Genomic DNA, 17,281 nt, shown 5'->3' on the forward strand with positions numbered 1-17,281 from the left:
ACCGTGCCTCTTGCACGAAGAAAAACAAACAAATGGCAAAGATTAGTTCAAAAGATGCTTTAAGATACCATGCCGAAGGGCGTCCTGGTAAAATTGAGGTAATTCCAACAAAACCATACAGAACTCAACGAGATCTGGCTTTAGCCTATAGTCCAGGTGTTGCCGAGCCTTGTCTTGAAATTGAGAAAAATGCTGCAGATGCTTATCGATACACAGGAAAAGGAAATCTTGTGGCAGTAATTTCCAACGGAACAGCAGTTCTAGGCTTAGGTAATATTGGAGCATTGGCCGGAAAACCTGTTATGGAAGGTAAAGGTCTGTTGTTTAAGATATTTGCGGATATCGATGTTTTTGACATCGAAGTGGATGCTACTGATGTAGATAAATTTGTAGAAACCGTTAAAGCTATTGCTCCAACTTTTGGAGGTATTAACCTGGAGGATATCAAAGCTCCGGAATGTTTCGAAATTGAAGAAAGACTAAAAAAAGAACTTGATATTCCTGTGATGCATGATGATCAACATGGTACTGCTATTATTTCTGCTGCAGGTTTATTAAATGCTTTAGAACTTGGAAACAAAAAAATTGAAGAAGTAAAAGTAGTGGTAAATGGAGCAGGAGCTGCTGCAATATCTTGTACCAAACTTTACATTTCGTTGGGAGTGAAGCCTGAGAATGTAATCATGTGCGATAGTCGTGGCGTGATCAACACCAAACGTACCGATTTAAATACTCAGAAAAAACAGTTCATGACAACAGAAGATGTTGATACTCTTGAACAAGCTTTAGTGGGTGCAGATGTATTTTTAGGTTTATCAGTTGGTGGAATCATGAGCAAAGAAATGGTTCTTTCAATGGCCGAAAATCCTGTAGTATTCGCTTTGGCAAATCCTGATCCTGAAATTTCATACAATGATGCTTTCGATGCTCGAAAAGATGTTATTGTTGCTACGGGACGTTCTGATTATCCTAACCAAATCAACAATGTATTAGGTTTCCCATATATTTTCCGTGGTGCTCTTGATGTTAGAGCTACAGCCATTAACGAAGATATGAAAATTGCTTCGGTTCATGCCATTGCCAAGTTGGCAAAAGAGCCTGTTCCAGAGGCAGTTCATGCTGCTTATAACGAAGCCAACATCGTATTTGGCAGACATTATATTATCCCTAAAGCATTGGATCCTAGATTGGTTTCGAGTGTTTCCATTGCAGTTGCAAAAGCTGCTGTTGAATCAGGTGTTGCACAAAAAGAAATTACAGACTGGGATGCTTATGCTGAAGAGTTAAAACAGCGATTAGGCACAGAAAATGAGTTGCTAAGAACAGTATTCAACAAAGCAAAAAGATTCCCTAAACGTGTTGTATTTGCCGAAGGTAATAACTTTAATGTGCTTAAAGCTGCCCAAATTGCTCTAAACGAAGGAATAGCAAAGCCAATTATATTGGGTAATCCAGAAAATATTCAGCGCATTGTTGAAGAAAATGAGTTGGATTTAACTGGTGCTGATATTATTGACGTTCGAAGTGAAGCTGAAAGAAGAAGAAGAGACAGCTATGCTAATATTTTATGTGAGAAACGCGGCCGTAAAGGTTTAACTCACAAGGAAGCAGCTGAAAAAATGTACGACCGAAATTATTTCGGTGCCATGATGGTTGAAAATGGCGATGCAGATGCATTTATTTCAGGATACGCAACCAGATATTTCGAAGCACTTAAAATTGCCAGCAAAGTAATCGGTATCGAGGAAGGAATGAAAACTCTTGTGGGAATGAACATAATCATGACCAAAAAAGGACCTCTTTTCTTCTCTGATACTACAGTAAATTCAGAACCAACACCACAATCCTTGGTTGATACAACGTTAAGTACTGCTCGCGCATTAAAAACATTTAATGTTGATCCGGTAATGGCCATGGTATCTTATTCAAACTTTGGTTCGGTAAGAAAAGGTAGCCCTGTAAAAGCCAATAAGGCAATTGAATATTTGCACGAAAATCATCCTGAATTGCCAGTTGATGGTGAAATGCAATTGAATTTTGCCCTTGATAAAAAACTGAGAGATGAGACCTTTGCTTTTAACAAGATTAAAGGAAAAGATGTGAATACAATCATATTTCCAAATCTGAGCTCCGGAAATATTGCTTACAAGCTAATGCAAGATCTTGGTGGATTGGAAAATATCGGACCTATTTTGTTAGGAACTGCAAAGCCTTTCCATATTGTACCAATGGGATGTTCTGTAAGAGAAATCATTAACATGACGGCAATAGCCGTAGTGGATGCACAGGGATAAACTAAAAATTAACACAAATATGAAGAGGATGGAAGTTAATTTCATCCTCTTTTTTTATTAAGAAAGATCATTTTAATTGACAATTGGTATTGTTTTATCATCGGACTTTCTAATTTTGCAAAAATTTTTAATCATGAGTGTAATATATTTTCTAGATCTTATTGGAACGCTAGTATTTGCAATCAGTGGAACATTATCTGCAGCAAATAAAAAGCTTGATTTATTTGGAGCTTACTTTACTGGATTTATTACAGCTATTGGCGGTGGTACGCTAAGAGATGTGATTTTGGGTAACTTCCCAGTTGCCTGGATTAGTGATTTAAATTATATCGTGATTATTAGTTTGGGAGTAATTCTTACTTTCCTTTTCAAGAATACAATTATGACTTTGAAACGCACACTGTTTCTCTTTGATACTATTGGAATTGGAGTTTTTACAATTATCGGTATTGAAAAATCATTGAGTCTTGGTATTCACCCATTTCTGGCAATTATCATGGGCTTATTCTCAGCGGTAATGGGTGGAGTAATTCGCGATACTTTGTGTAACGATATTCCTTTAATTTTCAGAAAAGAAATTTATGCAACTGCATGTCTCGCTGGTGGTGTATTATTTATTTTGTTAAATTCAATAGAGATTAACTCTGCATTAAATCAGTCTCTTACCATTTTTTGTATTATACTTTTCAGATTGCTTTGTATTAGATTTAAAATCTCATTGCCTGTATTAAAATACTAGCTGGTAAGCCATTCCTTTTTCTTTAACGAGCTGAAATTTCGTATATTTAGTAAGCTCGTTAAAAAGGATTCAGATGGCTAATAAAAAAGCAATTTCCATAAACAAACAAGTTCTCCATTTTACTCCGGATGATTCTCGAGTGGTAACTCGTTTTTTTACTCCAGGAAACTTAAAACGCATAGAGAATATTTTTGAACGAATATTTCTTTTGCCTGAGGAAGAAGCTAAAAATATTCTAGATCAAACTTTAAAAAGTTTTTCTAAGCGCCATCGCAATATAAAGAGAATTTTTAAGGATAATTTCGACCAAATTGTTAAGATAACAGAATTCGAAAATGACTTTAGCTTGGAACAAAAGCTATTAATAGGCTCTTATTTCACAATGGAATATTCCATTGAATCCGCTGCGCTTTTTAATCCATCCATTGTTATTCACCCTGAGGCTATCGATTCTGAATCTGATAGATTAAAGGTTCTGTTAAGCTTCAGAGCTGTAGGAGAAGGGCATATTTCTTCAATTGTTTTTAGACGAGGTGTAATTAGGTCTAATGGTGAATTGCTGGTACAAAAAAACAGCGCTTTGGTTGAACGGGTAAACCGAATTCCTGATCCCATATATTTAAAAAGTGATTTTTGCCTGAAGTTAAAAGAAATTGGTACTTATGATTTGGTTTCAAAAATATTAGACAATTTATTGGATGAGTTTACATTTAATGAACTAGAGGAAGCCATTCAAATATTCAGAAAAAAGAAAGATATAAAGCACAAAAAAATAGGGAGGAGTAGCGAAGAGGCTATTGATACCTTACTGTGGTTAGCCAACGCTAATTATGAGATCAAATTTTCGCCTGAATTGGATATTAGCGCACGAGTAATTTTCCCTATTTCGAATAATGAAATCAAAGGAGTTGAAGATGCCAGGTTTGTATTATTTAAAAATGGTAATGGAACGGGAAAACATGTTTACTACGCAACTTATACTGCTTACAATGGTTTTACAGCTTTGCCCCAATTGATAGAAACTGTTGATTTTTGTCATTTTAAAGTATCAGTTCTTTTGGGTGAAGGATCAAAAGGCAAAGGCATGGCATTATTCCCTAGAAAAATACATGGCAAATACGCTACAATATCCAGGAATGACAATGAAAACTTATACATCATGTTTTCTGATAACATTAAGCATTGGGAAAACCCAATTCTTTTGAAACCACCTGCATTTTACTGGGAGTTTTTCCAAATTGGCAATTGCGGTTCTCCCATTGAAACTGAAAAAGGCTGGCTTCTTTTAATTCACGGTGTTGGTCCAGTACGAACCTATACCATAAGTGCCATTTTGCTAGATTTGGAAGATCCAACAAAAGTTATCGGATTATTAAAGGATCCATTTTTAATTCCTAACGAACAAGAAAGAAACGGCTATGTTCCTAATGTTGTCTATTCTTGCGGTGCAATTATTCATAAAGACATGCTGATCCTACCATATGCGATGTCCGATTCACGTTCCGGGATTGCATCACTTAAGGCAGAGGAATTATTCGATAAGATGGTTTACTATTAATGAACAATTTTTGTGTTTGAATCCAAACGTTCTGGCCTATAATAGAACTGTGCACCATTAATGGGTGGTACCAAAAGTTTTTCATACACTTCAATATGCCTTTTAGCAATTTGTGACCAATTAATTTTCTCATTATTAATTCTTATATTCTCTTGAAATTCAATCCTTAAGTCATCATCTTGTAGCAGATTGGTGATGTGATTTACATATTCATCATCCGTTGTTGCATAAAATCCACCTTTAACTTCTTCTATCCAATTTTTGAAACTTATTAATTCAGAAGTAACTACTGGTAATAGCAAAGCTGATGCTTGAGCCAACACTCCACTTTGACCTCCTTTAAGATATGGTAGAGCCATAATATCTGCAGCACTTAAAATTGTATCCAACGTAAATTGCGGAAACTTACCGTAAAGAATTTTAACATAATTCTTGATCTCAGGATTATCCAATGATTTATACATTTGATCTTTGTAATCGGATTGCTCATTAATTCTGCTTCTGGAAGCCATAAGCAAAACTAAATCTTTATTCTTTTCAATTAGTCGAGGAAGCAAATCAATGATTTTCTCAAAATTTTTGGTTGATCTCATATAACCAGCCAACAGAAGCACTTGTTTTCCTTCCAAACCGAGTAATTCCTTCGCATTCTCAACTCTCTTTATTTCACGAACACCGTGTGGAATAACAAGTATTGGATTCGGGCAATCATAGTCCTTCAAAAGAATATCTTTTTGAAAGCTTTCATGAACAATTATCGACGAGCTTAAATTTAAAATATGCTGAACAATTATTTTTTCTTGATATTTAAGGTCCTCAAAAACAGTATGCAAAGTTACAACTACAGGTGTGTCTGCTAAATTACAACGAATTAAAAACTCTACAATCTGCACTCCTCGTTGATCCCCAAATAAGCCAAACTCATGTTCGATTTGAACGATATCAGGAGTTAATCTTTCTACATGAAAGAATAATTTAGAAGCAATGTCCTTGTCATGTGGTGCATATACCTCAAATACATTATCCCCCTTTGCTCCAATTTGAGCTAATATTCTAATTTCTTTTCCCTTAGCACTTACAGAGTTAGTTAAATATTGAGTGTAAGTTGCGATTCCGCATTCCGTAGGCGGATACGTTGAAATATATGCAATTCTCATAATAAGCTTAATTAAAACATTTTAATAGATTTTGTACACTTGTAATCGCAAGACAAACCGTCTCATCACAAGCCCCATAATAAATCCATAATTCTCCATTATCCTTTTCCACTATACCATTGGTAAAAACAACATTAGGGAAGAAGCCATTCTTCTCGTATTCCATTTCTGGAATCAACACAGGTGCATCGAGCTTCTTTAGTATTTTAGTAGGATCATGAAAATCAAGAAGCAGTAATTTTAAGGAGTAAACGCTTTCTTCTCCTTTCGCATGGTATATTATCAACCAACCTTTATCTGTCTTAATTGGAGAGGAACCACCTCCAATTTTTTGCCGTTCAGTTTTTGAACCATCAGGACGTAACAAACAAATATGTTCACCCCAATTCTTCATATCTGGAGAAGTGGCATACCAAATAGAGGGCAATCCAAACCCCTTATTATCGGGGCGATGAATTGCTGCATATTTTCCATTTACTTTTTCAGGGAAAAATGCCACATCCTTGTTTAAAGGAGGAAAAACAATTCCAAGTTTTTCAACATTTATAAAGTCTTTTGTTTTTGTCAAATAAGTTACATATCCATCTCCTGACACAGCTGTGTAATTAATGTAAAAAACATCGTCTATTTGAACTATTCTAGCATCTTCAACGCCAAAACATTCACAATCCAGAGTAGGATAGATAAATGGTTTGTCCTCTACAATAAAGTTAATCCCATCTTTACTTCTAGCCAATCTCAAGTGGCTTATCGTTGTTAAATAATCAACACCTTGATAAAAATACCCCCGTGTATCTTTGTAGATTAATTTAGGATCATTTTTATCAATTCTCATTACCTTGGGCTCACCATCATGGTAATACGGAATGGTAATGTGATTTTTTTCAGGTAAAGAATTCTCCGCCACCCTGATTAAAAGAAGAGTTTCATCTTTAAACTGTATGGCACCAGGATTAAATGCTCCTAATACCTTAAAAGAAGGATTAGAAGCCTTAACATCTTCAGGGTGAATCAATGGATTATTTTTATGTCTCTTCATGATTTCAAGACATATCAATCAAATTGGTGAAGTTTAAGTATTTAGCAGCATGTTCACCATAGGTATCTACTTTATCCTCGGAAATCTGATAAGTGCAACGTTCACCATATACTCCAGAAAATAAAATTTCATACTCCTGATCTTCTTCATCCTGCATTACAATTTTGTAAATGTTCTCATGAATTCTTTTATCCAATAAACTCTTGTGGCAACAAGGACAAAACATAGAGATCTTTTCATTGTTTTCCATTTCAAAATTTGCATGTTTAAGAATCTCATAATCACCAAGGTGTATGCTAAATAGCAGAACTCCTTTTTGACCTTTTTCATTTTTAGCTGAGATTACAATTCTATCATTAACATTCAGATAGTTTCTACAATGTGGACATATATAATTTGCATTCATAACAATGTGTTTAAATAGTTCGTTATTTATAAAAAATATACGCCTTTAATTGAAGAAAGTCAATTTAAATTGATTAATAATCAAGTATATAAAATATTAAATGTTGGCTCATCAAATATAGAAAGCAATTTAGTTTAAGATCAAACTTTCAAATCCATTTTAAATCGGTTATATTTGAGATACTCAGAATTGAAATAGAAAACACAATTAGATTTGAAGTTATTAATAAATATTATACGTTGGGTAGCAAGATTTTTAGGAATATTTCTATTCCTATTTTTTGTTTGGTTTGCTATTGAAATTGGTGCACCGGATTTGGATATGATGAGTAATCAAGAGGTAAAATTATTTCTGGGCAATTTAATAATGCTTATAGGATTAATTGTTGTTTGGAAGTATGAATTTATTGGATGTGTACTTTTAATTGGAGGTTACATCTTTTTCTCCATTGTTAATTACTCATTTTGGATAGGACCCATTTTTCCAATATTTATGTTAATTGGTATTCTTCACCTATTTTGTTGGTTTGCAGATGTTTTTAAAATTGCGAAAAAATTTAATTTTTCTGCTCGATTGTTTTTAAAATAATAGAGTATATAAAAACATTAAAAACGTGTAGATGTAGCATAAAAATTACTAATTTTGAATCTTGACTAACTTAAAAAACATAAATTTAACCACATGTTAAACATTGCATTGTTTGGACCTCCAGGAGCCGGAAAAGGAACCCAGTCTAAAATGCTGGTTGAGAAGTATAACTTAGCATATATTTCAACTGGTGATATCCTAAGAAGTGAAATTGCGGAAGGAACTGAACTTGGCCTACAAGCTAAAGATATAATCAAAAAGGGAGGCTTGGTGCCCGATGAAATTATAGTTCAAATTATTGAGGAGAGAATAAAAACAAATACTGAAGTTAAAGGTTTTTTATTTGATGGTTTTCCTCGCACAACAGTACAGGCCTATATTCTAGAAGGTTTGCTTCTAAAAATGAACACAAAATTGGATTGTATGTTGAGCCTAGAAGTTCCTACGGATCAATTACGCAATCGTTTGCTTGAAAGAGCAACAAAAGAGAATAGACCTGATGATACTGAAGAAGTTATCGATGTTAGGTTACAAGAATATGATACCAAAACTGCTCCTGTAGCTAACTTTTATAAAGAAAAGGAAATCTATCACGGGATTGATGGGTTAGGTGGTATTAATCAAATTTTCGATCGTCTAACGAATGTTATTGATCAAACACTTGAAAAATCTTGGATCAATTTAGTCCTTCTCGGACCTCCAGGTTCGGGAAAAGGAACTCAGGGAAGAAAATTAGCTGAAAAATTCAATTTGGTTTATATTTCAACCGGACATTTAATGCGCCAGGAAATTAAGAAGGGAACCGAAATGGGTAAAAGTGCTAAAACTTATATTGAGAAAGGGGATATTGTTCCTGATGAAATTGCCATTAAACTAATTGAAAGGCAAATTAAAAAACATCCTGATGCAAATGGATTTATTTTTAAAGGATTCCCTAGAACAATTGTTCAGGCATATATATTAGATGGATTGCTAAGAAAACTTCAATCTACTGTTACTTCTGCCATTAACTTGAATGTACCTACATTAGAATCGATTAAAAGGCTTACAGCCAGAAGTAAAACACAAAGCAAACGAGCTTATGATGCTGATACAGATATAATAATACATCGATTGGAACAGCATGAAAAAAGAAGTTCTAAAGTAAGTGATTACTATTCGAAACAAAATAAATTAGAATTAGTTGATGGAGTTGGGGATGAAGATCTGGTTGCAGATCGATTAAGTGAAGCTGTAATTGAATCATTTAAAAAGATTAGATAACAAAAAAGCCGGTTTTGATTTAAAAACCGGCATTTTTTTTCGATAAAACACAAAATCTACCGCTTGACAAGCTCATTTTGATATTTTGTCAAATCTGAGAAAAAATATTTTTTTATTTTGCTAACATTGTAGACAACACCAATCACTGTTAGGGTTTATGTATTTAGAAAAACCTACTATCAATAGTATTCTTAAAGGGTTAAAGGAACTTTCTGTTTCTGATAACACTCAATTTTTATTATTGATAGGAGAAAACTGTAAACTAAATCTGGAGAAACTAGTTCTTTCTTTAAATAAAGCAAAACATTTATTTATAGGCGGGGTTTTTCCTAAAGTGATCTACAAAAGTATTACCTCCGATACTGGGATTATCATTAAAAAGATCAATTTTGATGTTGTTCCAATTTATTTCAACTCTGAAGAGGAGTTTTTAAGTCAATTTGCAAGTTATCACGATCGTCAATTTACTACTGCATTTACTTTAATTGATGGTCTTTCCGAAAAGGCATCTGATCATTTGACTACATTATTTACACACTTAGGAAATAATGTTCGGTTCTTTGGTGGGGGTGTAGGCTGTTTAGAAACCAAAGATAAAGGCATCTTATTAACAAATGATGGCGTTTTTAATACTGGAACCATTATTGTTTTCCTCAATTCAAATACTAGAATGGATGCAAAACATGGTTGGCAGAAGTCTGAAGGACCATTCATAGTCACCAAATCAGAAAAAAATTTAATTAAGGAACTCAATTGGGAAAATGCGTTTGATGTATATCAAAAATGTCTCAAAGAAACCCAAAACCTAAATCTCACAAAAGAGAATTTCTCATCTCATTCAATTCATTTCCCATTTGGAATCTATAAAGAAGACAGGGATTATATCGTTCGAGATCCATTTGAAGTAAATTCCAAGGGATACATTACATGCGTTGGCAACATTCCAGAAAATTCATTAATTGATATTCTAGCAATAGAACAGGACACGCTAGAAAGCATCTCCAGTACAATGATATCCAATTGTGTTATAGAGTCTAAAAATAATCCTATAGCACTAATATTTAGCTGTATATCAAGAGTTAAACATTTACAAACCCGGTTTGATGACGAATTGGTAGCATTTAACAATGAGATAATTACAAATTTTCCTCATTGCGAATTAGAAGGTGCTTTATCCATAGGAGAAATTTATTCTAGTGGAAATGGATACTTGGAATTACTTAATAAATCGGTTGTTTTAGGACTAGCTTATTAATTTATAATAATGAATACAAATAGCTTAATTACTGATATATCGTTTCTATATGAACTTTCTTTATCTGTAGGACAATCTCTTGATAGAAAAGAAAACTGCAAAAATTTCTTACAAACTCTGATGTCAAGAAAAAACCTGGAGTTTGGTGGCGTTTGGATTCGAAATTATAGTATTCCATACTCAACAAAAACTACAGGATATACAGTAATATATTCACATCCTCAAATTAAACTCGAACAAACTGATATAGAAGACTCAGATTTTTTAAATCAATGTTTTGAAGATAAGGATTCCTTTTCAATTCCGTTAAGCATAGAGGCAAGAGAAGCCATTGGATTTAAAAAGAAGGAGAGAGGTGTAATCACTTGTTACAAATTACAGGAGTTGGGTTTTGTAGTTCTGTATACTTCAGCACAGGATAAACTATGGAATGAAATTGAACAAAGGAAACTTAAAAATGTAATCAATAAATTTGCCATTTCAGTAAAAGCATGCCTGTTTCACGAAAAATCTATTCTTGATCTCATCACAATCTCAAAGACCCAGAAAGAATTAGAAAAAGCCAAGAAAGAAGCTGAAGAATCAAATGAATTAAAATCGGCATTTCTTTCAAATATCAGTCATGAATTTAGAACCCCAATTAATGCAGTAATTGGATTTTCAAATCTACTAAAGAATCAATATATTGATTCTTCGGAACAGAAAGGATTTATTGACAACGTACTGAATAGCAGCTACAAACTACTTAAAATGGTTAATAATTTGTTGTATGTATCAAAAGTAGATTCAAACCAACTAAATTACACATTGAAAACCTTTAAAATCAATGAAACATTAAAGGAAGTAAAAGCTCATTTAAATTCCCAACTCTCCAATAAGCCTCAAGTAAATTTTAAATTGGTATTTCCCAATAATTCTGAGGATGTACAGATTGAATCTGACCGTGACAAATTGATTCAAATAATGGATTGTCTGGCTGATAATGCTATCAAATTTACGAATGCTGGCAAAGTTGAATTAGGATACTATATTGATGATAAGTCTATTCCTGTTTTTTACATAAGAGATACGGGCATTGGAATTTCGCAGGAAAAACAAAAACACATATTTGAAGTCTTTCGACAATTGGATTATGAAGCCAATAGAAAATTTGAAGGATTTGGATTGGGACTTACTTTGTGTAAAAAGTTAATTCAATTGTTAAAGGGTGAAATCTGGTTTGATACAGAAGAAGGCGTTGGATCAAATTTTTACTTCAGATTATCGGGCAATGGTAGAATTCAGATGGACTTATTAAATGATACTAAGCCAAACTCAAATGATAGTCTGGGTTCCATTAATGATTTAGATTTTTCTGAAAAAAATATTTTAATAGCTGAAGATGTTCGATCCAACTTTAATTATCTAAACGCAATAATCGAATTAACCGACGCATCTGTTGTATGGGCTCAAAATGGAAAAGATGCAATCCAAATTTGTCGTCATAACAATCCTAAAATAGATTTGGTGCTAATGGATATCAGAATGCCTGAAATTGATGGTTTGGAAGCCATTAAGCAGATTAAAGGCACAAATAAATCAATTCCTGTAATTGTACAAACGGCATATGCAATGAACAATGAACGCGAAGAATGTTTACATGCAGGAGCTGATAATTTCATAACCAAACCAATTGATCCAAGAAAACTAATTCAGATACTTCAGGAATATTTGTAATAACAATTAAAAACAAAATTCATAATAGATATAAAACCAAGCCATTAAAAGTCTTATAATTCACATTATGTTATTTTTATGTATATAAAAAAAGGACCAAACTTTGGTCCTCCAATTTAGCCCTATTGCATATTATCCAATTGAGTTTTTACCTCATTATATTTTTCAAGATAAGCTTCTTTTTGATTTCTAAGTTTGAAATAAATTTCTTTTAGAATCAACAAGGTGTTTTTCTCACCAGGTTTTACTTCGAGTGCACTTTCAAAATATGGTATAACCTGTTCGTAATCAGCATAAACCTCTTTTATTGCTTCATTATACTTTTTAGCATCCAAAATTTCATTTACTTCTTTATGATGCTTACTAACTCTATTTGAAACTATAATGGCCAAATTATATCTAGGAATAAACGCTTCTGGATCTAATTCTATTGATTTTTTATACATAGAAATGGCATTATCTAACTCTCCCATTTTATCATACAATTGGCCTTTTGCGCTATAAAAAGATGCATTGTTTGGATCCAGAGCAATCGCTTTATCTAAATAATCTGCTGCTTTCTGTGGCTCTCCACCGAACATGTAATAATTAATCAGTTCTACAAGCATATCTGAATCATTGGGAAACAACTCAAATCCATTGTGAATATATTCTACAGCTTCTTTTTCATTACCGTTTGCTTTTAAAACTTTCGACAAATATGCATATGTTTTTGCCCCACCATAATTGTATTCAATAGATTGCTTATAATACTTGATAGCTTTTTCAAAGTTTTCAGCTTTTTGAGCAGCCATACCTGCATTAAAAATAACTACAGTATCTACAATTGGATTATCTTTAAATAAATCCATTGATTCAATTTCAAGAACTTTTTCAAATGCAGCCAATGCTCCTGAATAATCTTTATCATTATAGCGATTAACCGCTTCGTTTGTGTAATCAGGAATCATATTAATCATTTGTGCTTTTACCGGCTTAAGCATCTTCCCTTTCTGATCTAACTCAAGAGCTTTCAAATATGCATTATAAGCAATATCCAAAGGATTTTTTTCCAAGTTTTTATAAGCAGGAAGCGGACTTTCGAAAATACCCTGGTAAACTTTACCTTTTACTAGGTAGGCTTTTGGATAATTTGCACATTTTTCATGCTGAATTCCTTCATCGATATTTTCTTTCGCTTTATCTAGCTTACCAGATGTAAGATAATTTTGCGCTCCAGAAACTTTACTTTTTTGTGCGAATACGGAAGAAGCGCTCAACATCATAACTAGAATGAATAGTATTTTTTTCATGTTTTCTATAATTAAACTTAATAATGTTTAAATGTAGAAAAAAAAGAGGGAAACACAATGCTTCCCTCTTTTTTATGTCAATATAGAAATCTTATTCCATTCCTTCCAACTTCGCTTTCACTTCGTTGTATTTTTCCAAATAAGCTTCTTTTTCATTTCTAAGCTTGAAATATAATTCTTTCAAAGTAATCAATGAGTTTTTCTCATCTGGTTGCATTTCAAGAACTTTTTCAAAATATGGGATTACTTTTTCGTACTCTGCGTAAACACCCTTAATCGCATCATTGTACTTTTTAGCATCCATAATTTCGTTAGCTTCTTTATGCTTAGCAATTGCTGCGTTCAGTTTTAAAAGCCCTAAATTATACTGAGATGTGTAATCATCTGGAGTTAATTCTAAAGCCTTAATGTACATTTCTTCAGCTTTTGCAGGTTCTTTAGTCTTTTCGTATAAAGTACCTTTTGCTCGATAGAAAGAACCATTATTAGGATCTAAAGCAATTGCTTTATCAAGGTAATCAGCAGCTTTTTGAGGCTCTCCTCCTAACATGTAGTAGTTAATTAACTCAACTAGCATCCATGAATCATTTGGAAACAACTCAAATCCTTTATGAAGATATTTTACAGCTTCTTCTTCATTACCGTTTGTCTTCAAAACATTAGCTAGGTTAGCATATGATTTAGCTCCTCCATAGTTGTAGTCGATAGACTGTTTGTAATACTTAATAGCTTTTTCATAATTTTCAGCTTTTTGAGCAGCCATACCTGCATTAAAAATAACTGCAGTATCTACTACAGGATTATCTTTAAACATATCCATAGCTTCAATTTCCAATACTCTCTCGAAAGCTGCCAACGCGCCAGCATGATCTCCTTCGTTGTAACGATTTACTGCCTCATTGGTGTAATCAGGAATCATATTGGTCATTTGTGCTTTTACAGGCTTAACCATTTTTCCTTTTTCATCTAACTCTAAGGCTTTCAAATATGCATCAAAAGCAACATCAAGAGGATTTTTAGCCAAATCTTTGTATGCTGGAAGTGGACTTTCAAAAATACCTTGGTAAACTTTACCTTTTACAAGGTATGCTTTAGGGTAGTTTACACATTTTTCATGCTTAATTCCTTCATCAATAGCTGCTTTAGCCTTATCTAACTTACCTGAAGTAAGAAAGTTTTGTGCTCCGGTAACCTTACTTTTTTGTGCGAATACAGCCGAAACGCTCAAAATCATAACCAGAATTAATGATAATTTTCTCATAATCAATGTTTAGTTTTTATAACAATCTTGAACAAAAATATACCTTTCTCCGAATATTCGAACAAGATTAATCACTTTATAATTATTCTAAGTATCAAAATACTATTCTTCAGCATTTTCCGTTGCTTGCTCCGCTCCTTTTTCTTCATCATCTTCATTTGAAGAATTTACCTTAGCTACAGCAGCAATCGAATCGCTCTTCTTACTCAGGTTGATCAAACGAACACCTTGAGTTGCACGTCCCATAACTCGAAGATCTGAAACTGCCAATCGAATGGTAATACCTGATTTGTTGATAATCATCAAATCATCAGCATCAGTAACATTCTTAATAGCAATCAAATCGCCAGTTTTTTCAGTAATGCTTATGGTTTTAACACCCTTACCACCTCTGTTGGTAATTCTGTAATCATCAATATTTGATCTCTTACCATAGCCATTTTCCGAAACAACAAGAATATCCTCTTCTCCATTCTCAACACATATCATGCCAACAACTTCATCACTCTCGTCTTTCAGCGTAATTCCTCGTACTCCAGAGGCTGTTCTACCCATTGAACGAACTTGATCTTCAGCAAATCGAATGGCTTTACCCGAACGCCCAGCAATTACAATTTCATTTTTACCATTGGTAAGTTTTGCTTCAAGAAGTTGATCTCCTTCTCGAATAGTAATTGCATTTACTCCATTTACTCTAGGACGAGAATAAGCTTCAAGAGGAGTTTTCTTAACAACACCTTTCTTAGTACATAGAACAATGTAGTTGTTATTAATATATTCTTCTTCTTTTAGGTTAAGAACATTTATATATGCCTTCACATTGTCATCAGGTTCTATATTCAATAGATTTTGAATAGCTCTACCCTTCGACTGCTTAGTTCCTTCTGGAATTTCGTATACTTTTAGCCAGAAACATTTTCCTTTTTCTGTAAAGAACAACATGGTATTATGCATTGTAGCCATAATCATGTGCTCAAGGAAATCTTCCTCCCTGGTAATTGATCCTTTTGAGCCTACACCACCTCTATGCTGTGTCTTAAACTCTGCCAATGGCGTACGTTTAATGTAACCCATATGAGAAATCGTAATTACCATTTCTTCATCAGCATAGAAATCTTCTGGGTTGAATTCTTCAGAAGCATAAACAATGTCGGTTCTTCTTTCATCACCGTATTTTGCTTTAACTTCTAACAATTCTTCTTTAATGATATCCATTCTCATCGATTCATTAGCAAGAATTGCATTCAAGTGATCGATCAACTTCATCAATTCTTCGTATTCCTCATGCAATTTCTCACGTTCTAAACCTGTAAGTTTTTGCAAGCGCATATCAAGAATTGCTTTTGCTTGAATTTCATCCAAATCAAAGTTGCTCATCAATCCGTTCTTCGCTTCCTCAGGAGTTTTAGAGCCTCTGATTAATGCAATCACTTCATCAATATGATCTAAAGCTATAATCAAGCCTTTAAGGATGTGAGCTTTCTTTTCAGCTTGTCTTAACTCATATTGAGTTCTGCGTACAACAACATCATGTCTGTGCTCTACGAAATTATCAATCAACTCACGCAGATTAAGCAATTTTGGACGCCCTTTTACCAGTGCAATATTATTTACACTAAAAGAGGTTTGCATTTGAGTGTATTTGAACAACTTATTCAACACAACATTTGCAATTGCATCTCTCTTAAGATCAAAAACGATTCTCATACCATTACGGTCCGATTCATCGTTTACATTCGAAATTCCATCAATTTTTTTATCATTGATTAAATCAGCAGCCTTCATAATCAGCTCTGCCTTATTAACCATGTAAGGAATTTCTGTTACAATTATCTTTTCACGGCCTTTTTCATCCGTTTCAATATTTGTTTTGGAACGAATTACTACTCGACCTCTACCTGTCTCAAACGCTTCTTTAACACCTTGATATCCATAAATTGTACCACCTGTTGGGAAATCTGGAGCTTTAATAATCCTTATAAGCTCATCCATTTCCACTTCTTTATTATCGATAGTGGTTACAATTGCATCAATGGTATCCGATAAGTTATGTGGAGGCATATTGGTTGCCATACCTACAGCAATACCAGATGCACCATTAACAAGAAGGTTAGGAATACGGGTTGGAAGTACAGTTGGCTCCTTTAATGATTCATCAAAGTTTGGAACCATATCAACAGTATCTTTATCCAGATCCGATAAGGTTTCTTCAGCAATCTTATCCATTCTTGCCTCTGTATAACGCATAGCAGCTGGGCTATCACCATCTACAGAACCGAAGTTTCCTTGTCCATCAATCAATGGGTAACGTAAAGACCAATGTTGAGCCATACGAACCATAGTCATGTATACAGAGCTATCACCATGTGGATGATATTTCCCCAATACCTCACCAACAATTCTTGCTGATTTCTTATACGGTTTGTTTGCTGTAATACCTAACTCGCCCATTCCGAAAAGTACTCTTCGGTGAACCGGTTTTAAGCCGTCTCTAACATCTGGCAAGGCTCTGGAAACAATAACCGACATCGAATAATCGATATAGGCGGATTTCATTTCCTCCTCGATGTTGATACGTATAATTCTTTCTCCCGTAGTCATCTATAATTAATTTAAAATTCTAAACTTTTCTCAGAACTACAAAAGTAACAAAATATGTGATTTTTGCGTAAGAAAAGCATCTATATTTGTGTATGGATTAAGATAAATATTT

Annotated in this window: 12 protein-coding genes and 2 pseudogenes; 8 read left to right on the forward strand and 6 right to left on the reverse strand. The window is 33.7% G+C overall.

The features are described 5' to 3' along the window. Positions 1–32: 32 nt before the first annotated feature. From M0051_RS19725 to M0051_RS03870, 4 genes and pseudogenes are all read left to right on the forward strand, one after another. Positions 33–1,307: pseudogene (locus M0051_RS19725) on the forward strand (malic enzyme-like NAD(P)-binding protein); the annotation flags it as partial. 21 nt (positions 1,308–1,328) lie between these two features. Then, positions 1,329–2,294 (forward strand): annotated as a pseudogene (locus M0051_RS19730) (phosphate acyltransferase); the annotation flags it as partial. 133 nt (positions 2,295–2,427) lie between these two features. Continuing rightward, on the forward strand, positions 2,428–3,033 hold the full coding sequence (locus tag M0051_RS03865) for a trimeric intracellular cation channel family protein (protein ID WP_306740229.1): 606 nt from the start codon (positions 2,428–2,430) through the stop codon (positions 3,031–3,033). Positions 3,034–3,106: 73 nt separating this feature from the next. Beyond that, positions 3,107–4,591, forward strand: a complete 1,485-nt coding sequence (locus tag M0051_RS03870) for a glycoside hydrolase family 130 protein (protein ID WP_306740230.1) — start codon at positions 3,107–3,109, stop codon at positions 4,589–4,591. On the opposite strand, the gene M0051_RS03875 is transcribed toward M0051_RS03870, so the two are convergent. The 3 genes from M0051_RS03875 to M0051_RS03885 are packed head-to-tail and all read right to left on the reverse strand — an operon-like array spanning position 4,588 to position 7,193. Continuing rightward, the gene (locus M0051_RS03875) at positions 4,588–5,748 is read right to left on the reverse strand and encodes a glycosyltransferase (protein ID WP_306740231.1); all 1,161 of its coding nucleotides are present in this window, start codon (positions 5,746–5,748) and stop codon (positions 4,588–4,590) included. The two genes, M0051_RS03870 and M0051_RS03875, sit on opposite strands and share 4 nt — an antisense overlap. Positions 5,749–5,755: 7 nt before the next feature. Next, on the reverse strand, positions 5,756–6,787 hold the full coding sequence (locus M0051_RS03880; protein ID WP_306740232.1) for a glycoside hydrolase family 130 protein: 1,032 nt from the start codon (positions 6,785–6,787) through the stop codon (positions 5,756–5,758). Between the two features lie 4 nt (positions 6,788–6,791). Continuing rightward, a complete protein-coding gene (locus M0051_RS03885; protein ID WP_306740233.1) occupies positions 6,792–7,193 on the reverse strand; it encodes a hypothetical protein in 402 nt (133 codons plus the stop codon). A gap of 213 nt (positions 7,194–7,406) precedes the next feature. Between M0051_RS03885 and M0051_RS03890 the strand changes: the two genes are divergently transcribed. The 4 genes from M0051_RS03890 (at position 7,407) to M0051_RS03905 (ending at position 12,015) form a co-directional block, all read left to right on the forward strand. Then, positions 7,407–7,781: a hypothetical protein gene (locus M0051_RS03890; RefSeq protein ID WP_306740234.1), complete on the forward strand. Its 375-nt coding sequence runs from the start codon at positions 7,407–7,409 to the stop codon at positions 7,779–7,781. Positions 7,782–7,874: 93 nt separating this feature from the next. Then, positions 7,875–9,044 (forward strand): adenylate kinase, encoded by a 1,170-nt coding sequence (locus M0051_RS03895; RefSeq protein WP_306740235.1) that lies wholly within the window; start codon positions 7,875–7,877, stop codon positions 9,042–9,044. A gap of 157 nt (positions 9,045–9,201) precedes the next feature. Beyond that, positions 9,202–10,299, forward strand: a complete 1,098-nt coding sequence (locus tag M0051_RS03900) for an FIST signal transduction protein (protein ID WP_306740236.1) — start codon at positions 9,202–9,204, stop codon at positions 10,297–10,299. A 9-nt stretch (positions 10,300–10,308) separates the two neighbouring features. Further along, positions 10,309–12,015 carry a response regulator gene (locus tag M0051_RS03905; protein ID WP_306740238.1) on the forward strand — a complete coding sequence of 569 codons (1,707 nt, stop codon included), beginning with the start codon at positions 10,309–10,311 and terminating at the stop codon, positions 12,013–12,015. Between the two features lie 122 nt (positions 12,016–12,137). Here the strand turns inward: M0051_RS03905 and M0051_RS03910 are convergent, their stop codons facing one another. From M0051_RS03910 to gyrA, 3 genes are all read right to left on the reverse strand, one after another. Beyond that, complete coding sequence (locus M0051_RS03910; protein ID WP_306740239.1) at positions 12,138–13,307, reverse strand: lipopolysaccharide assembly protein LapB; 1,170 nt, start codon at positions 13,305–13,307, stop codon at positions 12,138–12,140. A 91-nt stretch (positions 13,308–13,398) separates the two neighbouring features. Beyond that, a complete protein-coding gene (locus M0051_RS03915) occupies positions 13,399–14,568 on the reverse strand; it encodes a tetratricopeptide repeat protein (RefSeq protein ID WP_306740240.1) in 1,170 nt (389 codons plus the stop codon). 102 nt (positions 14,569–14,670) lie between these two features. Further along, on the reverse strand, positions 14,671–17,169 hold the full coding sequence (gyrA, locus tag M0051_RS03920; RefSeq protein WP_306740241.1) for a DNA gyrase subunit A: 2,499 nt from the start codon (positions 17,167–17,169) through the stop codon (positions 14,671–14,673). Between the last annotated feature and the right edge of the window lie 112 nt (positions 17,170–17,281).

Origin of the sequence: Marinifilum sp. D714 (assembly GCF_030851345.1) — a bacterium.
Classification (GTDB): Bacteria; Bacteroidota; Bacteroidia; order Bacteroidales; family Marinifilaceae; genus Marinifilum.